At 71.8% G+C, this 21,176-nt stretch carries 17 protein-coding genes; 7 read left to right on the forward strand and 10 right to left on the reverse strand.

Going from position 1 to position 21,176, the window contains the following annotated elements; genetic code table 11:
* Positions 1-11 precede the first annotated feature (11 nt).
* A complete protein-coding gene (locus BJ964_RS20065) occupies positions 12-4,844 on the reverse strand; it encodes a family 43 glycosylhydrolase (RefSeq protein WP_188122089.1) in 4,833 nt (1,610 codons plus the stop codon).
* 97 nt (positions 4,845-4,941) lie between these two features.
* Here BJ964_RS20065 and BJ964_RS20070 point away from each other — a divergent pair, with 97 nt between their 5' ends.
* Positions 4,942-5,562 (forward strand): TetR/AcrR family transcriptional regulator, encoded by a 621-nt coding sequence (locus BJ964_RS20070; protein ID WP_229807367.1) that lies wholly within the window; start codon positions 4,942-4,944, stop codon positions 5,560-5,562.
* A gap of 104 nt (positions 5,563-5,666) precedes the next feature.
* Positions 5,667-6,005, forward strand: a complete 339-nt coding sequence (locus tag BJ964_RS20075; protein WP_188122091.1) for a DoxX family protein — start codon at positions 5,667-5,669, stop codon at positions 6,003-6,005.
* A 134-nt stretch (positions 6,006-6,139) separates the two neighbouring features.
* Here BJ964_RS20075 and BJ964_RS20080 read toward each other — a convergent pair whose 3' ends face one another.
* The 3 genes from BJ964_RS20080 to BJ964_RS20090 form a co-directional block, all read right to left on the reverse strand.
* Entirely contained in the window at positions 6,140-7,243 is a 1,104-nt protein-coding gene (locus BJ964_RS20080; RefSeq protein WP_188122092.1) for an FAD-dependent monooxygenase, read from the reverse strand.
* 61 nt (positions 7,244-7,304) lie between these two features.
* Positions 7,305-7,688, reverse strand: coding sequence for a J domain-containing protein (locus BJ964_RS20085; protein WP_188122093.1), 384 nt, complete (start codon positions 7,686-7,688; stop codon positions 7,305-7,307).
* Positions 7,685-8,398 carry a hypothetical protein gene (locus tag BJ964_RS20090; RefSeq protein ID WP_188122094.1) on the reverse strand — a complete coding sequence of 238 codons (714 nt, stop codon included), beginning with the start codon at positions 8,396-8,398 and terminating at the stop codon, positions 7,685-7,687. Before BJ964_RS20090 ends, BJ964_RS20085 begins: the two co-directional genes overlap by 4 nt.
* Before the next feature lie 174 nt (positions 8,399-8,572).
* On the opposite strand from BJ964_RS20090, the gene BJ964_RS20095 reads away from it, so the two are divergent.
* Positions 8,573-9,208 (forward strand): hypothetical protein, encoded by a 636-nt coding sequence (locus BJ964_RS20095; protein WP_188122095.1) that lies wholly within the window; start codon positions 8,573-8,575, stop codon positions 9,206-9,208.
* A 107-nt stretch (positions 9,209-9,315) separates the two neighbouring features.
* Here the strand turns inward: BJ964_RS20095 and BJ964_RS20100 are convergent, their stop codons facing one another.
* Positions 9,316-9,651: a hypothetical protein gene (locus BJ964_RS20100; RefSeq protein WP_188122096.1), complete on the reverse strand. Its 336-nt coding sequence runs from the start codon at positions 9,649-9,651 to the stop codon at positions 9,316-9,318.
* Between the two features lie 1,136 nt (positions 9,652-10,787).
* Between BJ964_RS20100 and BJ964_RS20105 the strand changes: the two genes are divergently transcribed.
* Both BJ964_RS20105 and BJ964_RS20110 read left to right on the forward strand, forming a co-directional pair.
* Positions 10,788-12,809 (forward strand): diguanylate cyclase, encoded by a 2,022-nt coding sequence (locus BJ964_RS20105; RefSeq protein WP_188122097.1) that lies wholly within the window; start codon positions 10,788-10,790, stop codon positions 12,807-12,809.
* 92 nt (positions 12,810-12,901) lie between these two features.
* On the forward strand, positions 12,902-13,630 hold the full coding sequence (locus tag BJ964_RS20110) for a matrixin family metalloprotease (RefSeq protein ID WP_188122098.1): 729 nt from the start codon (positions 12,902-12,904) through the stop codon (positions 13,628-13,630).
* On the opposite strand, the gene BJ964_RS20115 is transcribed toward BJ964_RS20110, so the two are convergent.
* Positions 13,611-15,053, reverse strand: coding sequence for an aminopeptidase P family protein (locus tag BJ964_RS20115; protein WP_188122099.1), 1,443 nt, complete (start codon positions 15,051-15,053; stop codon positions 13,611-13,613). The two genes, BJ964_RS20110 and BJ964_RS20115, sit on opposite strands and share 20 nt — an antisense overlap.
* A gap of 56 nt (positions 15,054-15,109) precedes the next feature.
* Here BJ964_RS20115 and BJ964_RS20120 point away from each other — a divergent pair, with 56 nt between their 5' ends.
* Positions 15,110-16,879: a cellulase family glycosylhydrolase gene (locus tag BJ964_RS20120; protein ID WP_188122100.1), complete on the forward strand. Its 1,770-nt coding sequence runs from the start codon at positions 15,110-15,112 to the stop codon at positions 16,877-16,879.
* Here BJ964_RS20120 and BJ964_RS20125 read toward each other — a convergent pair whose 3' ends face one another.
* Complete coding sequence (locus BJ964_RS20125) at positions 16,880-17,554, reverse strand: carbonic anhydrase (protein WP_188122101.1); 675 nt, start codon at positions 17,552-17,554, stop codon at positions 16,880-16,882.
* Positions 17,555-17,673: 119 nt separating this feature from the next.
* Entirely contained in the window at positions 17,674-18,183 is a 510-nt protein-coding gene (locus BJ964_RS20130; RefSeq protein ID WP_188122102.1) for a PaaI family thioesterase, read from the reverse strand.
* A 56-nt stretch (positions 18,184-18,239) separates the two neighbouring features.
* Here BJ964_RS20130 and BJ964_RS20135 point away from each other — a divergent pair, with 56 nt between their 5' ends.
* Positions 18,240-18,716: a winged helix-turn-helix transcriptional regulator gene (locus tag BJ964_RS20135; RefSeq protein WP_188122103.1), complete on the forward strand. Its 477-nt coding sequence runs from the start codon at positions 18,240-18,242 to the stop codon at positions 18,714-18,716.
* Here BJ964_RS20135 and BJ964_RS20140 read toward each other — a convergent pair.
* Both BJ964_RS20140 and BJ964_RS49120 read right to left on the reverse strand, forming a co-directional pair.
* Complete coding sequence (locus BJ964_RS20140) at positions 18,705-19,562, reverse strand: arylamine N-acetyltransferase family protein (RefSeq protein ID WP_188122104.1); 858 nt, start codon at positions 19,560-19,562, stop codon at positions 18,705-18,707. The genes BJ964_RS20135 and BJ964_RS20140 overlap by 12 nt on opposite strands.
* Positions 19,555-21,156, reverse strand: a complete 1,602-nt coding sequence (locus BJ964_RS49120; protein ID WP_188122105.1) for a tetratricopeptide repeat-containing diguanylate cyclase — start codon at positions 21,154-21,156, stop codon at positions 19,555-19,557. Before BJ964_RS49120 ends, BJ964_RS20140 begins: the two co-directional genes overlap by 8 nt.
* Positions 21,157-21,176: the final 20 nt, after the last annotated feature.

Raw genomic sequence — 21,176 nt, forward strand, 5'->3', positions numbered from 1 at the left:
CCGCGGATACGTCAGACGGTGACGCCGCCACCGTCCAGGTGAGCGTCCCGCACCTCGTGGACGAGCCGGCCGGTACGGGCGTCCCAGATCCGGATCAGGATCCGATCCCTTCTCCCGTCCAGCACGGTCACCTGCATCGTGAAGCCGGCGCCGCTTCCGAAGAAGGTGGCGGTCGGACCGAGGATCAGCGGCGGGGTGAGACTCGACGAGGTGAAGACCCCCTTGGGGGTGCTGATCCACGCCGTCCCGCCACCGGGCTTGGCCAGGAACGCGAAGTCCGTCGTCCCGCTCCAGCCGCTGCCGGCCACCTGCCCGGCGCGCGGCTGGTGGACCGTCACGAACGGCAGCTCCCCGGTGGCCGAGGCGCCGCTGTCGTCGCGGACCGTGACCGACGGCCGGTGGACCCCGGATGTGGTGTACCGGTGGCGCAGCGTGCACACGCCCCCGGCGATCGCGCCCTCCGACGTGGCGCCGTCGCCCCACGTCGCGGTGCAGGTGAGCGTGTCGCCGCTGCCCGGGTCACTGACCGGGACGGTCCGGACCACCTCGGTCTTCGTGGCGACCGGGGCGTCCGGTGCGGGGTGCCCGCCCGGCACGGTGACCACCGGCGCCGCGTTGACGACCGTGACGGTCGCCGAGTCCCGGCTGCGGCCCGCGCTCAGCGTGACCGTGTACGTCCCCTCGTCCGCACAGGTCACCGTGGTGGCGGCCGCGTGCGGGTCGGCGAAGACGCAGCCCTCCGGTTCGGCGGTCCAGACCGCCTGGTTGGCGTCGTTGGAGACGGTCCCGCCGAGGGTGACGGCGCTGCCCTCGACCCCGCCGGCGTCCGGCCCGGCCGACACGACGGTCACCGGGTCGATGCTCGTCAGCGTCGGCACGACCGGCTTGATCGCCCTGTCCGCGGTGAACTCCAGCCGGTCGATCGTGGTCTCCCGGTGCGTGCCGTCCCCGCCCGGCATCGCGAACCGGTGGTAGGCGGTGTACCAGTCGCCGGTTCCGGGGACGCGGACCACCGAGTGGTGGCCGGTCCCGAGGATGCCCAGCGACGCGTCCTTCGACAGGATCACGCCGACCCGGTCGCTCCACGGCCCGAGCGGGGACGAGCCGGTCGCGTACGCCACCCGGTAGTCCGCACTGCGGGTGTCGTTCTCCGACCACATGAAGTAGTAGACGCCGTCCCGCTTGATGACGAAGCTGCCCTCGTTGTAGTTCGTGGGCTTGTATGTCTTCACCAGCGACGGGTCGAACGACACCATGTCGTCGTTCAGCGGCGCCTGGTACGAGTTGCCGTTGCCCCAGTACAGGTAGGACTTCCCGTCGTCGTCGGTGAACACCGCCGGGTCGATCATCTGCCCGCTGTAGGTGCCGGCCGCGACCAGCGGTTTGCCGAGCGCGTCGGTGAACGGCCCGGCGGGGGAGCCGGCCACCGCCACGCCCAGGTGCTTGGCCGTGTTGCCGGTGGCCATGCCGCCGGAGAAGTAGAGGTAGTACTTCCCGTCCCGCTGGGCGATCGTCGGCGCCCACGCGCTGTTGTCGGCCCACGTGACGTCCGGCCCGAGGTCCAGGATCACCCCGTGGTCGGTCCAGTTGACCAGGTCCTTCGAGGAGAACGCGTGGAACTGGGTGCCGGACCACCCGGCGAACCCGTCGGTGGTGGCGTGGATCCAGAACGTGTCGCCGAAGACCGAGATGTTCGGGTCGGCGTACAGGCCGGGGATGATCGGCGACTTCATGACCAGCGCCTTGACCGTCCACGCACGGGAGGTCCCGTCCGCGGCCGTGACGGTGTAGGTCACCGGCCCGCTGAAGTCCTGGGCCGTGGCCGGGCTGACGGTGCTTCCCCGCGCGAGGGTGAAGGCCGGGGCCAGCGACGTGACGTCGGTTCCGGGTCTGACCGGCAACGTCACCGTCGCCGCCGCGTCGTCGATGATCGCGTCGACCTTCAAAGCCTCAAGATCAACATCACCGACCGATGTGGTACGCCCGGCGAGCTCCAGAATCTCCGACGGCGACAGTGCGGTGTCGTAGATCCGGAAGTCGTCGACCTCGCCGGCGTAGTACGGGTCCGCCGAGTAGAGCGACCGCCCCACGTAACCGCTGTACGTCTTCGTCGCGTCGTACAGATCAGAGGGTTTGACCGTGACCCCGGTCGCGGAGGCGACCCGCGTGCCGTTGAGGTACATGGCCGCGTTCGCCCCGTCGATCGTCACCGCGATGTGCTGCCAGCTGCCGCCCGGCAGAGCCGCGTTGTGGGCCAGCTTCGACTCCGCCGACCAGCTCCCCGTGGTGATCGCGGAGTAGAGGACGTTGCCGCCGTTGCGCGGCCCGGTGAACAGGTATTTGTTGCTGTCCGGCCCGAGGGCGTAGATCCACTGGTTGATCGTGGTGGACGCGGTCCACTTGGCCCACACCGAGACGGTCGCCGCGGTCGCGCCCTTGAGCACGCCGTTCGGGATGGTGACGTACGGCGAGCTGCTGCCCCCGGCCATCCTGAACGAGCCGTCCTGCACGCCGGCGCCCCACGCCGGAGTGCGCACGTAGGTGCCGTTGAAGTCGTTGCCGGAGGTGTCCCGGGCGACCGTGCCGCTCGTCTCGTCGAACTGGTAGCGCAGCCGCAGCCCGATCGCCGGGGTGGGCGGCTCCTCGTACCTCGCGGAGATCCGGTCGTACTCGGCCCTGGTCACCGGCAGGACCGTGCCGTGCCGCGGGCGCGACGGCAGGCTGTAGGTGGGCTCCGGCGTCCACACGCCCGAGTCCAGGTCGGTCGTGGAGAACGGGACGTAGCCGCGGCCGCCGTACTCGTCGATGAACAGGTACCACCTGTCCTCGGTGTTCGACTTGAACACCAGCGGGCCCTCACCGCGGGACAGCGCGCCCGAGCCGATGCACTCGGCCACGAAGTCCCACTCCAGGTCCAGCAGATCGCCCGCCTTCTCCTGGATCAGGAACTTGCTGCACGGCGACGACGACGAGTTGTTCCGCTCGTCCTTGGTGATCCGGTGGTAGACCCCCTCGTGCTCGACGATCGTGGAGTCGATCACCGAGTAGCCGGGGTCCTTCCACACCTTCGGCGCGCTGAACGTGTGGAAGTCGCGGGTGGTCGCGTACATCATCCGGTTGTAGGTGCTGCCGGTGTGGTTCGGGTCGTCCTCGGCGTAGAGCTTCGAGGCCCAGAAGACCACGTACGCCCCGAGGTCCTTCGAGTAGAACGCCTCCGGCGCCCAGGTGTTGCCGGCCGTGTCCGGAGAGACCTTCACGAGCCGCTGGTCGGTCCAGTTGACCAGGTCGGTCGACTCCCACACCATGATCGACTTACTGCCGGAGCGCTGCGAGGCGTCCCAGTCGCCGTTGCCGTAGATCTTGAGGTCGGTGGCGATCTGGTAGAACTTGTCGCCCTCCGGCGAGCGGATGATGAACGGGTCGCGCAGGCCGGTGGTGCCCTTCGTCGAGGTCAGCACCGGGTTGCCGTTGTTGATCTCGCGCCAGCTCAGCGGATCGTTCCCGTTGCTCAGCGCGTTGTAGATCTGCTCCCCGTTCGCGTAGCCCTCGCCGGTGAAGTAGCTGAACAGGTAACCCTCGTACGGCGCCGCGGCCGGCAGCGGCGGAACCGTCGCGGTGAACTCCCGGGTCGCCGTCGCCGTGCCGTAGGTGACCGTCGCGGTCAGCGTGACCGTCCTCGCGGCCGAACCCGTGGCGGGGCGGTGGACCTCGCCGGTGGCCGAGACCACCGCCGGGTCGCTGGAGGCCCAGGTCGCGTTCGAGGGGAGGGCGAGATTTCCGCGTACGTCGTCGATGTCGTGCACGACGAGGGCCGCGGCCGCGGCAGCCGCGTTGGCCGCGTCGTCGAACGCGGCCTTGACCGTCACCTCGAACGTCTTCGTGCCCGAGGCGCCGCCCCGGCTCAGCGTCGCGGTGAGCGTGGCGTGCGCGTCCGGTTCCCCGGCGGCCGGGCGGGTGACCTTGCCGGCGTCGGTGATCACGCCGGAGTCGTCGCTGCTCCAGGTCACCTTCGAGCCGTTCGGTGCGGTCGCCGGCAGGGTCAGGTCGGCGGTGACCCCGCCGGTGTCGCCCAGGTTCAGCGCCGCCACGTCGGCCGCGACCGACTCGGTGTTGGCCGGCGCGGCCAGGGTCTCCACCTCGGCCGCGGACAGCGCCCGGTCGTAGACCCGCACGTCGCGCAGGCCGCCCTTGAGATAGCGGTCGCCGGTGTAGACCGAGCGGCCGAAGTAGTTCGCGGTCGTCGAACCGCCGCCGATCGCGCTCGGCAGGACACTGATCGCGGTGTTGGTGGCCACCGCGACGCCGTCCTCGTAGAGCGTGCCGGTCGTCTGGGTCTGCGTGTAGGTGACCGTCTTCCAGGCGTCGCGGGCCAGGTTGTAGCCGGCCGCGGGCCGGGTGTTCTGCTCGCCGGACCAGTTGCCCAGCGAGATCGCGTTCCGGAACGAGTTGCCGGTGGCGAACAGGTAGCCGTTGCCGTACCCGGTGGCGGTGTCGGTGTTGCCGAAGCCGTAGAGGAAGTAGGGCGCCGGCTGGGCAGTGTCGATCTTGACGTCGAAGGAGACGCTGATCGAGTCCATGTCGCGCAGCAGGTGGTCGGGCGCCTTGATGTAGGTGTCGGTGCCGTTGAGGCCCAGGCCTTGGTCGCCGGACCAGGACGGGGTGCCGAGCACGGCGCCGTCGCGGCCGTTGCCGGACGAGTCGGTGGCGACCGTCCCGGCGGACTCGTCCAGCTTGTACCAGAGGACCAGACCGTCGGTGGCGGCCGCCGCGGGCGCCGGGGTGACAAGGGTTCCGGCCAGCAGCGCCAGGCCGGCAAGGGGCGCTAACAGAAGCCTCGAGTGCATGTCTCTCCTTGCTGAGGACAGCAACGTAACGGGGGTGTTGCCAGAGTGTTAGCGCTCACAGCGGGAACGTCAAGAGTCGATGTGCGATAGTCCGGCGGTGAGTGAGAGAGGCCGGCGGCGCGACGCCGAGGAGAACCGGGACCGGATCCTGCGGGCGGCCCGGACACTGCTCGCCCGCCAGCCCGCGGCCAGTATGGACGACCTGGCCCAGGCCGCCGGCGTGGTCCGCCGCACCGTCTACGCCCACTTCCCCAACCGGGACGCCCTCCTGGCCGGGCTCGCCGACCGGTGCGCGACCGACCTGCTGGACGCGCTCGCGGTCACCGACCGGGCCGCCCTCGAACCGGAGGTGGCGCTCGCCGACTTCGCCCTCACCGTGTGGGCGGCCGGCGAGCAGTACCGCCTGCTGATCTCCCTCGCCGAGACCGGCCTCGGCATGGCCGGGCTGCGCGACCTGCTCCACCCGATCGCCGAACAGAGCTATCAGCTGCTGGTCCGGGGCCGGGAACAGGGCCGGTTCGCCACCCACCTGCCGCTGCCGGTGCTCAGCGTCGCGCTCCAGGCCATGACGCTGGCCATGATGCGGGCGGTCAACGACGAGCTGTGGGCCGACGACGGCACCCGCTCCACGGCCGGGCTCCTGGTCGCCGCCGGACTCACCCCGGCGGACGCCGAGGAGGCCATCCGCCGGGCCCGCGAGCCGTTGCGCCCGGCCTGAGGCCCGGTCCGCGAGCCGCGTCACAACCCGTTGCGCCTCGTCCGGCGTCCGGCCTAACCTGCACGTGCCTGTGCAGTTTGTCGCCGTCCGTTCGGAGTGACCTCGTGAACACCGTGCTCGCCGGCATCGTCATCGTCTTCTTCGGCGTCCAGGGCCTGGCCCGCCTCGCCGCCGCGCGCGAGGAGCAGCTCGCCGCGGCGTACCACTTCGGGGTCTCGCTGGGGGAGTACCGGAAGTTCTCCGCCCTGCTCATCGCCGGCAGCATCGGCGTGGCCGCCGGGCTGGCCGTCCCGCTGCTCGGCGTCGCGTCGGCCGTCGGCCTCATCGTGCTCATGGTGATCGCGGCCGGGTTGCGATGGCTCTGCCAGGACGGCGCGTGGCGGATCGCGGTGCCGCTGGTCGTCGCCGCACTCACGGCGGGTTACCTCACCACGGCCGGTTGATCCTCCTCCCCGGACCACCGATCTTCGCCCGGCGGCGCCTCGCGGGCGGGACCACGCACCCGGCTCGCGGTGCGCTACGGGACGTGCTGGATGCGGTGGGGGACGTTGTAGCCCGTACCGGGAACGGGGTTGATCTAAGGGGTGGGGAACGGGTGGCGGAGCGGGTCGTAGGTGGCGTGGTAGGTGCGCGGGCCGATCCGGGGGAGCAGCCGGTCACGTAGCCAGACCGGCAGGGCGGCGGCCCGGGAGAAGCGGTCGGTGGCGGCCTGTACGTGGGTGACCCGCTCCCGGCGCAGCTGTTCGTAGCGGGCGCCCGCGCCGTCCCAGTCGCCGTCGGCGAGCAGGTCGGCCAGGACCAGTCCGTCCTCGATGGCCAGAGCCGCGCCCTGCGCCCAGACGGGGGCGGTGGCGTGGGCCGCGTCGCCGATCAGCACGCAGTTGCCGGAGGCCCACGTGCCGGTGCGGACCTCCTCGACCGGGGAATGGTAGAGATCGGTCAGCCCGTCCAGAACCCGGCGGACCGGCGGCGGATAGTCACCGAACGTGTTCTGGAGCCAGGACGCGTCGGCGCTCACCGCGCCGCCGCCGGTGGCTGAGGCGTACCCGTAGACGGTGTCGTCGTCGACCGGGATCAGCAGGAACGCGCCGCCCCTGCCGGACCAGACCGTCCAGCAGTCGACGCCCGGGTTGGTCGCCATGAAACGCCAGCTAGCGGCGCTGAGCAGGGCGGTCTGCGTGCCGGTGGCGCCGGCCGGCATCGCGGTGGCGCGAACGACCGAGTGGACGCCGTCGGCGCCGGCGGCGAAGCCGAAGGTCTGGCGGGCGCCGTCGCCGAAGGTCGCCTCGGCGCCGCCCGGCACCGGCCGGACCGCGGTCACCGTGAGTGGCCGCCGGACCGGGGCGTCCAGGCCGTCGGCCAGCAGGGCCAGCAGATCGGAGCGCCGCACGCAGCGGGGCCGCGCCTCCGGGCCCCAGAACGCGTCCTCGTCGACGGCGAAGAGCAGCCGGTCGCGGGCCGAACGGTACTCCCTCCGGTGGGTGGTACGGCCCAGCTTCTGCAGACCGTCGGCGAGGCCGAGGGCGGCGAAAGCGGTCACGGCGTTACCGGGCAGGTTGATCGCCAGGCCGCCGGTGTCGCTGTCGCCGCGCTCGGCGACGGTGACCGGCACGTCCCGGCGGCGCAGCGCCCGGGCCATGGCCAGGCCGGCGATGCCGCCACCCACCACAAGAACGTCCATGACGACCCAGGCTCCCCTCATTCGCCGTCATCGTTGGATGAGTGGCGTCAACCGGACAGTTTCAGCGGCCGGCCCCCATGAGCCCGAGCAGGCAGCCGACGAAGCATACGAGGGTCACGACGGCGAGGGTGATCAGCAGGGTGTTGAGCGCGCCACCACCGGACGGCGGCGGCACGTGGTAGTGGTACGGCGACGTGTACGTGGGCGGCGGCGGCCCCGGGACGCGCGAGTTGTCGTACTCCCGCCGCAGTGCGTCGTCGAGCAGGATGTCCGCCGCCGTGTTGATCAGCTTGGCCCGGTCGCCGTCACCCGCCCCGCCGTCCGGGTGCGCCTCGCGCTGGCGGTCCCGCCGGGCCCGGCCGATCTCCTGCCGGGACGCGGTCGGGGCCACGCCGAGCACCTGGTACGGGTCGTGCCCGTGCAGATCCCGGAACCGGCCGGTCACTTGCGGACCCGGAACCGGCGGCAGTTCAGCCGCCAGGTGGCCGCCTCGCCGCGCAGCACCCCGGAACCGGCCACAACCGTCGCCCACCGGTCGTCGTGCAGGTAGCCGAACACCTTCCAGTCACGCTGGACGGCCGTCTCCCACTGGAAGATCTCCCGCTCGCCGCGGGGTGGTCCGGCCGCGTCCCGGAACGGTTTCTGCATCAGCCGTTGCGCCTGTTCGGGCAGGTGGCCGAGGAAGTCCCGCAGTTCCTGGGACATCCGGTCCAGCACGGGGGAGCCGGGCATCCGCTCCACCCCGCCGCCGGCCGTTCGAGTGCGGCCCCCGCCGGAAGTCTCGGTGATCTCCTTCAGGAGGGCGGTCTCCGGGCTCAGCGGGATCAGCTCGGTGAACTCGTGGCTACGCCCGTTCGGGGTGGCCTTCACCAGCGCCCGGTCGCCCAGCAGAATGGCGGTGACCAGGCCGTCGTCGACCCGTGCCCAGCGTTCCAGCGGCTGCCCGGCCCGCCGGGCGAGCACGCCGCGGACCTCCGGGTTCAGCCGGTTCCACGCCTCCTCGGGGTCGACCGCCGGAAAGAACTCGATCGCACCCGGCCGGTGGACCGGAACCGGCCGGCCCTCGCCGCGCTCTTCGCCGCCCCGGGCCAGGGCCCGCTCCCGGTCGGCGGCGCTGCGCCGATCCTCCCTGAACCTTTCCCGCTCGTCAGACACGGTCCCACGCTATCGACGGATGTTCTGTCCGTCAGTACCCGATCAAGCGATGTGCACTCAGGACATCGTCCACACCGAAGACCCACAACGGACAGTTTCGGCACTCGGACGTGGTCTGCCCCTGTTCAGACCACTCTGTACCTGCCAGGCTGGCGGCCGAGCAAGGGGGATGCAATGCCTGGTTTCCGGGAGATTCAGCAGCAGGAGGCGGAGCAGATCGCCGCCGGCTGGAAGTCGATGGTCGGGATGATCGAGCACCTGAACGCGGGCCGGACTGTCCAGCCGGTGCAACCGACGATCATGTGCCGGCCGGGCGAGGAACAGTACGGCACGCTGCCCGTGGACGTGAGCCTCTACTGCGGCGCCGACTACTCGTACTCGGGCGGCACCTACGCCTCCGGCGGCCTGCTGTTCACCGCCGCCGCGATGGCCGCCGGCGCCGCCTACCACGCGAACCAGCGGCGCAAGGCCGAAGAGGCGTCCCGCCCGCAGTGGCGACCGTGGGGCCGCTTCCCGGCGATCATCACGAACCGGCGGGTGCTGCTGATGATCGAGCAGTGGTCCAGCTACGAACTCGAACACCTGCTGATGATCGAACCGAGCCCGATGCAGTACTCGGTGGCCCTGCACTTCGAGGGCTCCCAGCCGATCATGCTGCGCGGCCCGTGGGTGCCCTGGGCGACCGTCACCCTGTGCGGGGCGATGTTCGGCAAGCCGTGGCCGCCCGGCTTCGTGCCGCCGCCCGAACTCCAGGGCATCGGCGGCCCGGCCCCGGAGACCGTCCAGCACGAGTTGCCGCCCGGCCCCTAGATCAACCCCGTTCCCGGTACGTGTGACGCCGTCCCGCCCTTTCAGGTCCGTTCCGCCCAGCCACGCGAGCCCGCTGCCCACTCCCGCCTTTGCCGCGTCCACCGGGCTCAGACGGGGTGGTCCCGCAGGCCGGCCTTCTGCCCACTCCCGCCCTTGCCGCCGCTCACCCTCCAGCCGGCGGCCACTGTTATGGCTTCCCATGCGCCCGGGCTGCCCACTCGCTGCCGCCGCTGCCGCCGCTGCCGCCGCTGCCGCCGCTGCCGCCGCTGCCGCCGCTGCCGCCGCTCCCGCTCCCGCTCCCGCTCCCGCTCCCGCTCCCGCTCCCGCTCCCGCTCCCGCTCCCGCTCCCGCTCCCGCTCCCGCTCCCGCTCCCGCTCCCGCTCCCGCTCCCGGCAGGTTGGTGGTTGCTGTTGTGCTTCCCATGCACCCGGCTGCCCACTCACCGCCGAAGCGCCGGTAGCGGTGGGCGCGGGCGGTGCAAGGGGCTGGGCGCACAAAGCGGCGGCCGTGTGCGCCCACGCCGTCTATCGCCGTGACGGTTGCCCACTTTGCGGCTTTCGTGCGCACTCACCTCCGAAAACCCGACGGGCCGGAACTCCGCGTGAGCATGAAACCCCGCTCACCGGCTCTTGCGGAAGATAGAAGCAGCGGGCGCGCCCCCACAGCCCACGATCTTGGACGATTGACCACCGCAACCGGTAGAAGAACATCCAAGATCGCGGGAGGGCGCCCGCGCCAGCATGCACCGTGCCAGCCGCCGCCGCGGTGGCGGTGGCGGTGGCGACGATCTTGGGCGACTGGCCACCGCAACCGGTAGAAGAGCGTCCAAGATCGCGGGAGGGCGCCCGTGCCAGCCGTGCCAGCCGCGCCAGCCGCGGCGGTGGTGGCGGCGGTGGTGGCGATCTTGGACGATTGGCCACCGTAGCCGGTGGTGAGGCGTTCAAGATCGCGGAAGCGCTTGGCGGGATGGCGGGCACCTGCCCGTGTGCGCCTCCGCGACCCGCGATCTTGGACGATTGACCACCGCAACCGGTAGAAGAACATCCAAGATCGCGGGAGGCCGCCCGCGCCAGCATGCACCGTGCCAGCCGCCGCCGCGGTGGCGGTGGCGGTGGCGGTGGCGGTGGCGGTGGCGGCGATCTTGGGCGACTGGCCACCGCAACCGGTAGAAGAGCGTCCAAGATCGCGGGAGGGCGCCCGCGCCAGCCGCGCCAGCCGTGCCAGCCGCGCCAGCCGCGGCGGCGGCGGCGGTGGTGGTGGTGGCGGCGGTGGTGGCGGTGGTGGTGGTGATCTTGGACGATTGGCCACCGTAGCCGGTGGTGAGGTGTTCAAGATCGCGGAAGCGCTTGGCGGGATGGCGGGCACCTGGCCGGGCGCGCCTCCGCGGCGCGCGATCTTGGGCGACTGGCCACCGAAATCGGTGGGAAAGCGTTCAAGATCGCGGGGCGGCGCCTGCAGTCGCCACCCGGGCGGTGGGAGACGGGGGGAGGCCGGGCGGGGAAGGCCGGGCGGAAGGCTCAGGTGGGGATGGGGTGGGCCGATGGGAGCCCGGTCAGGAGCCGGCCGGGGGAGGTGACGCGTGGGCAGGCGCAATTCCCTGGGGGCCGGGCAACGGTCGCGACGGCAGTCGGTGCGGGCCTCCACCCTCTACGGCGCGGTGCCCGCGGTGCTGGCCGGGGCCTACGCGATCGGCACCTGGAACGACGGCGGCCGTGGGCCGATGCTGCTGCTGGCGGCCGTGATGACCGGGTTCGCGCTGGCCGGGTGGGTGATGGCCGGGTGGATCGCGCGGTCCCGCTGGTGGATCGTGATCCAGACGGCGGGGTCGATCGTCAACCTGGCGGGGGCCGCGGCTCTCGGACTGTTGGACGGTGGGGTGGCCGGCCCGCTGGGCACGTTCGTGCCGTTGTCGGTGGTGCTGCTGGCGATCGTCGTGCCGCCGCGGGCGTTTCTGGTGCCGGCCACGGCCGGTGCTCTCGCGTACGCCTCGCTTGTGATCTTTGGTGAGACGCCGCCGGCGGCGGGTTATCCGCTGGTCCACGCGCTGGGTTTCGCCTGCGTGGCGGTGTTGTGCCTGCGGCATTCGGCGGTGCTGGCGTCGCTGCGGCGGCGGCTGGCCGACAGTTCCCGCACCGATCCGCTGACCGGCTGCCTGAACCGGCGCGGCTTCGACGAGCGGGCTGCCGCCGCGCTGACCGAGGCGGAGCGCACCGGTCGCCCGCTCACCGGGATCCTGCTCGACCTGGACCGTTTCAAGGAGGTCAACGACACGCTCGGCCACCGGGCCGGTGACGAGTTGCTGGCCTGGACGGGGCAGGAGCTGCGCGCCGAGTTGCGGGCGCACGACGTGGTGGGCCGGCAGGGCGGTGACGAGTTCGCGGTGCTGCTGCCGGACACCGACGCGGAGTCCGCGGCCCTGGTGGTGGACCGGCTCCGGGAGCGGCTGCGGGCGTGCGCGCCGGCCAGCCTGGGTCACGCCACCTTCCCGACCGACGCCACCGACCTGGCCGGCCTGGTGCACATCGCCGACCAGCGGCTCTACCGGGACAAGGCGTCCCGGGACCGGTGTGCGCCGAGTGCCGAGGCGGTTGCCGGGGCGCGTACCGGTGTCCGGTCGGCGCGGCCGGCCCGGTCGGTGACGGCACTGGAACGCCGCCGTCATTCGATCGCCGATCCGGGCTGGATGTCGATCACCCAGACCTGTGTGGCGATGCTCTACATCGCCCTGTTCGCGTCCGACCACCCGCACCGTACCGGCATGGTGGCGCTCTCGGTGTGGGGTTTCCTGACCGGGCTGGCCGTGGTGGCCCGCGCCGACTGGCTGAGCCGGTCGCGGCTGGCCCGGCCGCTGATGCTGGCGTTCGCGGCGAGTTCTTTCCTGAGCTGCGCGGCGGTCGCCACCCTGGACGGCGGTGTGGATCAGCCGCTCGGTGTCGGCGTGCTGCTGTCGATCCCGTTGCTGGTGCTGGGGATGCGCCCGGAGGTGACGGGACCGATCGCGGTCGTGGCGGGGGCCATGTGGATGCTGGTCGGCGCGCTTGTCGGCGATCCGGGCGGGTGGTATCTGGCGATTCAGCTGTTGGGTACGGCGACGGCCGCGGTGGCGTGTGCGGTGCAGGGCCAGGCGAGTGCCCGGCAGCGGCGGATGCTCACCAGGCTGTCCCGGGTGGACGTGCTGACCGAGGTGCTGAACCGGCGCGGGTTCGACGAGCGGTTCGCCGCGGAGGTGGCCGATGCCCGCCGGACCGGCCGGGGCGCCGCGCTGCTGGTCCTGGATCTGGACGATTTCAAGGCGGTCAACGACACGGAGGGGCACGCGGCCGGCGATCAGTTGCTGCGCTGGGTGGCCCTGACCCTGAGGGCCGAGGTCGACGTGGTCGGCCGGCTGGGCGGTGACGAGTTCGTGGCCCTCGTGGACGACGGCACGGACCCGTACGCCGTGGCGGACCGGCTGCGGGAGCGACTGGCCGCCCGGACCGGCGCCAGCATCGGTGTCGCCGTCCTCGACGTGGACGGCGGGGACTTCGACTCGCTCTATGCGGTCGCCGACGCACGCCTCTACCAGCAGAAGAAGCCGAAGAAGAGGTACGCCCACCGCTGAGCACCGCAACCGTTCCGCACCCTGCGGCGACCGGAGGGGTCACCCGTCCCGATCACAGAATGGGTCCTCCCTTCGATCGGAACGGATCCCTCATGAAGCGTGTTCTCGTCCTGCTCGCCGCGGTGTCGTCGCTGGTGGTGGCCCAGCCCGGGGTGGCGCTGGCCGCTGCCGGGAGCGCCCGGTCGTACGCGTTCATGAGCCAGTCGAACGGCGACCGCCTGGTCGCCCGCTGGAATCCGTGTGCCGGCCCCATCGACTACCGGGTGAATCTGGCCCGCGCGCCGAAGAACTCGCTCGCCGAGGTGAAGACCGCGTTCGCCCGGGTCGGCTCGGCCACCGGGCTGACCTTCCGGTACGCCGGGACGACCTCGGTGATCCCGCAGGCGAAGAAGGGGTTCAACGGGAAGTACCCGGCCGGCACCGAGATCGTGATCGCCTGGGCCACTCCCGGCAAGCACAGCACCTGGCTGCCGGCCAAGGCCGGGGCGCTGGGCATGGGCGGCGGCTCGTGGCAGGCCGCCTGGACGAAGTCCGGCGGTGACGCGCTGATGCTGGTCGAGGGCGCCGTGGTGCTCAACGCGACCGGGCTGAAGGGGATGGCCCGCGGTTTCGGGGCGCACCGCGGCGGCACCACCGGGGCGGTGCTGATGCACGAGATCGGGCACGCGGTCGGCCTGGCCCACCCGAAGCAGAACGACCGCAGCCAGATCATGTACCACACGGTGACGTCGAAGAAGGCGGTCTGGGGCGCCGGCGACCTGGCCGGCCTGCGCAAGGTCGGGAAGTCGGGCGGCTGCCTGGTCACCCGGAAGCCGAGCTGAGCCAGGACTCCACGTCGGCGGCGGTGCGCGGCATCGCCGCCGACAGGTTCTCGTGGCCGTCCTCGGTGACCAGCACGTTGTCCTCGATCCGGACGCCGATGCCACGGAACTCCGCGGGCGCGAGCAGGTCGTCGGCCTTGAAGTAGAGACCGGGCTCGACGGTGAGGATCATGCCGGGCCGCAGTTCGCCGCCCACGTAGTCCTCGCGGCGCAGCTGGCCGCAGTCGTGCACGTCCATGCCGAGGTGGTGTGAGGTGCCGTGGACCATCCAGCGGCGGTGCCAGCCGCCGGATTCCGGGTCCAGCGTCTGGTCGACGGTCACCCCGGCGGGCAGCAGACCCCATCCGTGTACGCGTTCGGCGATCACCCGGGTGGCGGCCGCGTGGATGTCCCGGAATTGGTTGCCCGGCCGGACGGCGGCCAGTCCGGCCTCCTGTGCGTCGAGGACGGCCTGGTAGATCTCCCGCTGCGGGCCGCTGAACCGGCCGCCGGCCGGCAGGGTGCGGGTGATGTCGGCGGTGAACAGCGAGTCCAGTTCGACGCCGGCGTCGATCAGGATCAGGTCGTCCGGGCGGACCTCTCCGGTGTTGCGGATCCAGTGGATGGTGTTGGCGTGGTCACCGGCCGCGCAGATCGAGTCGTACCCGACGCTGTTGCCCTGGTGGCGGGCGTGCAGCCCGAAGATCCCCTCGATCCAGCGCTCACCGCGGCCGGTCGTGATCGCCTCGGGCAGGGCCGCGATGATCGCCTCGAAGCCGCGGTGGGTGGCGGCGATCGCGGCGCGCATCTCGCCGATCTCCCACTCGTCCTTGACCAGCCGCATCTCGGACAGCTGCCGGTCCAGTTCGTCGTCGGCGCCGGGCAGGACGGCCGGGCCGTCGACCCGCAGTTTGTCGACGAGCCGTGCCACCGCCGCATCGGCCGACCGGACGACCCGCAGCCGGGCCGGGTCGGCGTCCTTGGCGAGCACGTCCGGGAGGGCGTCGAGGTGGGCCGCGGCGATGCCGTAGCGCGATTCGATCTCCTCGATGGTGGGCCGCGGGCCGACCCAGAATTCGCCGTACCGCATGTCGGCGTAGAACTCGCTGCTGTCGCGCGGGGCGAGCGGCCGGAAGTAGAGGGTGGCCCGCCCGTCGTCGAGGACGAGCACGCTGTCCGGTTCGGCGGCCGCGCCCAGCCCGGTGAGGTGGGCGAAGGCGGTGTGCGGCCGGTACGGGTAGTCGGTGTCGTTGCTGCGCACCTTGAGCCCGCCGGCCGGGATGACCAGCCGCTCGCCGGGGAATCTCCCGGCCAGTGCGGCACGGCGGCGGGCTGCTGGGCCGGCGACGTCGGCCCGGGGCGCCGGGGTGGTTTCGCGGGGCGCCCACCCGGAGGCGATGAACGCGCGGAAAGCTTCGGCCGTCATGGGTCGAAATAGTGCCATGCGCCGCTGTTATCGCGGGGGTATGCCGATTGTGAACGAGTGATTACCGTCGATACATGCGGGCCTTCTTCGTGACACTCCTGCTGGTCATGGTCGGTGTGGTGGCGCCGGCGCAACCCGCCTCGGCCGCCGCTCCGGCGTTCACCGACGCGTACGGGCGGGAAATCGTGCTCCGCGGCTTCAACGTCTCCGGCGGCACCAAGCTGTACGAGAACGGCCTGCTGCCGTTCCGCGACACCGCCGGCGCGGCCGCCGCGGCCACCGCGATGCGCGAGCTCACCGGCGCCAACGCGATCCGCTTCCTGATCAGCTGGGAGGGCGTGCAGCCGGCCCGGGACCGGATCGACACCGCCTACCTGGCCCGGGCCGCCGCGCAGATGCGGGAGTTCACCGACCGCGGCATCCGGGTGCTGATCGACTACCACCAGGACCTCTACTCGTCGTACCTGTTCGACCCGGACAGCTGGTACACCGGCGACGGCGCCCCGAAGTGGGTGATCGACGCCGGCACCTATCCGGACGAGTCGTGCGGCATCTGCATCCTGTGGGGGCAGAACATGCTCACCAACGGGGCGGTCCGGGCGGCCGCCCACGATTTCTGGCACAACCGGTACGGGGTACAGGACGCCTACCTGGCGCAGGCACGGGCCGCTCTCACCTACTTCCGCGCCAACCTGGACCCCACCATGGTCCTGGGCGTCGACCCGTTCAACGAGCCGTTCGACGGCGGCCTCGACGGCGCGTCCGGCACGACCTGGGAGGCGACCCTGCTGATGCCGTTCTACCAGCGGTTCCGTGCCGTGATGGACGAGACCGGCTGGGCCGCGCAACCGCTGTACGCCGAACCGCTGGTGTTCTGGAACACCCAGTTCGGTGAGGCGGGCGGGTTCACCACGATCCCGCCGCCCGGGTCCCGGTACGTGTTCAACAGCCACTACTACGACGGCGGCCGGATGACGCTGGACCCGACCGCGGCCGGCGACGGGACGTACAGCGCCGCCATGAACCGCATCCGGGACCGGGCGACCGCGCTGGGCACCACACCGTTCGTGTCCGAGTTCGGCAACGCGCTCTCCGGAACCGGCAGCAGTGGCCGTACCCCGTGGATGGTCCGGGCCATGTATCAGGGCCTCGATTCCCGGCTGTCCGGCGCCTCGTTCTGGAACGGCACGACCGGGTCCGGCCCGGTGCTGTCGGCGACGCAGTGGCACTGGGACGTCTACAGCGGCCGGCACAGCGAGGCGATGAACGGCAACCCCGACAAGATCCAGACCACCGGGGACGCATGGAACGGCGAAGACCATTCGGTGTACGCGAACGGAGCACTCCGACTGGACCGGCGGGTGCTGGACCGCCTCTTCCCCACCGCCGTGGCCGGGAGCACGATCGCGTTCGCCTACGAGGACCTGGCCCGCGACGGGTACGCGGGCGCCGGCCGCCAGCAGGCGTGGCTGACCGTCCCGTCCCGGCTGCCGGCGATCGCCGGGCTGGTCGCCGGCCGCCAGTACGGCGTACTGGTGTGGCGTGGCCCGTCCGCCCCGCTCGGCGCGCCGACCGAGTTGCACCTGCCCGGCTCGTTCCCGTCGGCCCGCACCGTGGTGGTCTCCGACCTGGGCACCCGGAGCGGGCTGACGGCGAGCGGCCCGATCGCGGTCGCGGGCGAGTCCGGCGCGACGACGGCCCGGCGGCTGCTGCTGGAGGGGGACGGATCGGTGCACGTGGCGCTTGTCGTCAACGCCTCCGACACGGCCTCGATCCCGGCCGCCACCCTGACGGCGGCGCAGACCGAACTTCTCGGCTGGGTGGCGGCCATCCACGCCGGGTGATCAGTCGACCAGCGTCACCAGTCCGGAGTCCAGGTCGTAGCGGGCGCCGACCACGATCGTCGCGCCGCTCTCCACCGCCTCGTGGACGATCCCGCTCTGCTCGACGAGTGCCTCGGCCTGGGCGTACACGTTGGCCCGGACCGCCTTCTCGAGGCCGTCCGGGTCGTCCACATAGGGCTCGACGATTCCGCGCAGCGCGTCCACGATGGCCGCGATGTGGCCGGGCACCTCGGCGCCGGTGCGGATCGCGTTCAGGGTGGCCGAGATCGCCCCGCAGCGCTCGTGCCCGAGCACCATGATCACCGGCGGGACGAACTCCTCCACCGCGTACTCGATGCTGCCGAGCAGGATGTCGTCGACCAGGTTGCCGGCGACCCGGTTGTCGAAGAGGTCACCGATCCCCTGGTCGAAGAGGATCTCCGGGGCGAGCCGGGAGTCCGCGCAGCCCAGGATGACCGCGAACGGATGCTGCCCGGCGGCGACCTCGCGCACCCGGGCGGGACTCTGGCGAGGATGCCGGGCGCGTCCGGCGGCGAACCGCCGGTTTCCGGCCAGCAGTGAAGCCAGCGGGTCCGGCGAGTGACCTGTGTCCGCCGAGGCGGTATGCGGGAGCGCCATCGATCCGGCGATGGCGCCACCGGCGGTGAACAGGGTGCGACGGTGGAGCGTAAGCATCAGACGTCTCCTATCTCGCAAGAGGGACGCCGGTCATCGTGCTCTCGCGAGTGGCCCCCGCCAAGACTCCGTCGTGATCAGGACACGTCGATCTGATGATGGTTCAAAAGACAGAAGAATCAGGCGGGCAGCTCGAAGATCATGCAGCTGGACGTGGCGTGGGCGATGAGACGGCCGGCCGCGTCGGTGATCCGGGCCTCGGCGAGCGCGGTCCGCCGGCCGCGCTGGAGCACGGTCCCGGTGCAGGTGAGCTTGCCGGACGCGATGGTGGCCGGGCGCAGGAACTTCACGTTGAGATCCATGCTGGTGTAGCCGACCCCGGCCGGGAGGGTGCTGTGCACCGAGCAGGCGGCCGCGGTGTCGAGCAGCGTCGACAGGATCCCGCCGTGCACGCTGCCGAGCGGGTTGTAGTGGAACTCCCGCGGCTCCAGCGTGAGGGTCACCGTGCCCTCCTCGACGTGCATGCCCTCGCCGTCGATGAGGTGCATGACCGGCGGCGGCGGGAGCTCGCCGGTGGCCATGGCCCGCAGGATCTCCAGCCCGCTGCGCCGGCCCAGCAGATGCGCGTGCTCCGCGGGGTCGGACCAGCCGAACGTACGGGTACGGGTGGCATCCTGAGTCTGCGTCATGGATGCAGGCTTGCAGAGGCTTGCTGCGTCTGTCAACGAGACTTAGCCTGGCTCACATGACTGCACCCTCCCCGCTGGACTGGTCGTTCGACAACTGCACCATCGAGCGGGCGATGGGCGTGCTCGGCGAGAAGTGGACCCTCGTGGTGCTGCGCGAGATCTTCACCGGGGTCCGCCGGTTCGAGGACATGCGCACCCGCACCGGCATCCCCCGCCAGGTGCTCACCAACCGGCTGGCCGGCCTGGTGGAGCACGGGGTGCTCCGGCGCGAGCCCTACCAGGAGCCGGGCGCCCGGGTCCGGCACGAGTACCGGCTCACCCCCAAGGGCTTCGACCTCTACCCGGTGCTGATCGCCCTGGCCGAGTGGGGCAACCGCTACCTGGCCGACCCGGAGGGCCCACCGATCCGCTACGCCCACCGCGACTGCGGCGCCGACCTGCACCTGGAGGCGCACTGTGCGGACGGCCACCACCTCACCGACCACCGCGAGATCCAGCCCCGCCCGGGCCCGGGCGCCCGGTTACGCCCGTGACTCCAGCCAGGCCTCGTGGGCCCGGGTGGCCGAGGCCCACAGGATCGCCCGGTCCTCGGCGGGCAGGGTGATGCCGAACACCTCGTCCAGGGCGCCGAAGTAGTCGTCCGGGCTGTTCAGTTCGGTGGGGACCGGCTCGGCCTCGGTCCGGGTCAGGGTGCGGGCGCGCAGCACGTCGAAGCCGGTGGCGTCACGCCGGCAGACCGCCGGGGTGCGGACGAAACCGGACTCCGGCGAGGTGGACAGCTCCTCGTGCTTCGCCCGGAACTCCGACATCCGGGCCGGTTCCGCGCGGAAGTCCATGCCGAGGAAGCTGCCGCGCGGATCGTGGTCGAACCGCCAGCCGCCCGGCTCGGCCTCGGACGGGCGCAGCGCGTACCGGAACGGGCCGTCCGCATGATCGCCCGCGATCAGCGGAAGCGGGCCGTGCAGGCCGTCGCCCATGCCCAGGTCGACCAGCCAGACGCCATCCGGGCAGGCGTCCGACGGCAGGCCGGAGACGGTCAGCACCAGGTGGTTGGCGGACGCCCCGGCGGGCAGCGTCTGGTTGCCCTGCACGCCGCCGACATGCCGGGTGACCTGGTAGCCGAGCGCCCGCAGCAGCGCCGAGAAGGCCCCGTTGAGATGGAAGCAGTAGCCGCCGCGACCGGCCACGATCCGGGCCGCCGACTCGGTCGGGCAGACCGTGGTGGGCCGCCCGATGTGGATCTCCAGGCATTCGTAGGGCACCCGTTCCGCGTGCGCCCGGTGCAGGGCGCCGAGCGCCGCCACACCCGGCTCGTGACCGGCCAGCTCGGACAGGCCCAGCCGGGCCAGGTAACCGGGTACGTCGATGCTGTCAGGCATGGGTAGACGTTAGTCCGAACCCCACACAGACCCGGTTCCGCCCGGCCCGCTTGGCCGCATAGAGCTGGGCGTCCGCCCGGGCCAGCAGCTCCGCCTGCCCGGCGCCCGGAGCGACCGCGTCCGCTCCGATACTCACCGTCACCGGCAGTTCCCCGGTAACCGGCCCCCACGGATGGTCGGCCACCGCCGCCCGCACCCGATCCAGGTACTCGGTCGCCTGTGAGCCGTCCATCCCGGTGATGACCAGCAGGAACTCCTCCCCGCCGAGGCGGGCGGCGAACCCCGCCGACGGTTCCATCTCGGTCAGCAGCCGGGCCACGTCGATCAGCACCCGGTCCCCGGCCTCGTGCGTACACCGGTCATTGACCTGTTTGAAGTGGTCCAGATCGAGCAATGCGGCCCAGAGCGAATCCCCGGTCCGCAACGTCTGCTCGATCAGTCCGGGCAGTTGCTCGTCCACGTAGCGGCGGTTGCGCAGCCCGGTCAGCGGATCACGGCGCGCCTGCTCACGGAACCGTTCCGCCTCCTGCCGGGCCTCGTTGACCTCGAAGAGCGCCTGCCGGTTGCGGGCCTGCGCCTCCCTGGCCGCGGAGAGCACCTCCCGCTCAGCCGCGTGGAACCGCTTGTGCTCGGCGAAGGCCCGCTCGTAGTCACCGGCAGCGCCGTGCAGCTCCGCCTGCTCCTGCATCACCCGAACCAGGATCTCGCCGTGCTCGTGCGCCTCGCACTGGTCCCGGCACGCGTCCAGGGTGTGCTGGGCGGCGGCGAGATCGCCCTGTAGCCGGCGGGTGACCGCCAGGGTGAGCAGGAACTCGGGCAGCGAGTCGGCCTCCTGCGGGCCGTCCGGATATCCGCCGATCGCGGCCAGAACGGTCTGTTCCGCCTCGGCGTGCTGCCCCAGCGCGATCTGCACGCTGGCCACCGTGTCCAGGTCGTTCGGGTCGAGCCGGTGCCCGCCCGCGACGGCGGTGGTGCACATCCGCTGGACCACCGCCCAGGCCCGGTCCGGTTCGCCGGCCAGGTATTCGGCGTACGCGTGATTGTTCAGCACCATGATCTGGTCGCGGATGTCCGTGCTGTGCCGGGCCAGCTCCTCGGCCTGTTGGTAGCGTTCCCGGGCCGCGTCGATCGAGCCGGTCTCGGTGAGCGCGTCGGCGTACTTGACCACGTAGGGCAGCCGGCGACGGGCCGGGACGCTGTCCTCCAGGGCCTCGACCGCGGCGACCGCGTGCTCCAGAAGCGCGGCGACGTCACCGAGGTTGCGGAAGGTGCGGCCGAGCAGCAGGTGGCTGCGGGCGATCAGGTAGCGGTTGCCGTGTTCATGGGCCCACTCGTTGATCAGCCACATCTCCTTGGCGGCGGCTCTCAGGTCACCGGAGCGTTCGGCGGCGTCGGCCTGGATCAGCCGGGCCCGCATCCGGGAGACCGGATCTCCGTCGGCGACCGCCTCCTGTTCGACCTCGGCGGCCCGGGCGGCCCGGGCGGCGGGGTCGCGGCCGACCCAGTCCTCGAGATCGTCCAGTTCCGCGGCCCGCGCCGCATGCACGGCGGCGAGCGCGGCGCTACCGGCCGAGGCCCGCGTCACGGCTGTCACGGTCATACCCGACCATCGGC

Origin of the sequence: Actinoplanes lobatus (assembly GCF_014205215.1) — a bacterium.
Lineage (GTDB): Bacteria > Actinomycetota > Actinomycetes > Mycobacteriales > Micromonosporaceae > Actinoplanes > Actinoplanes lobatus.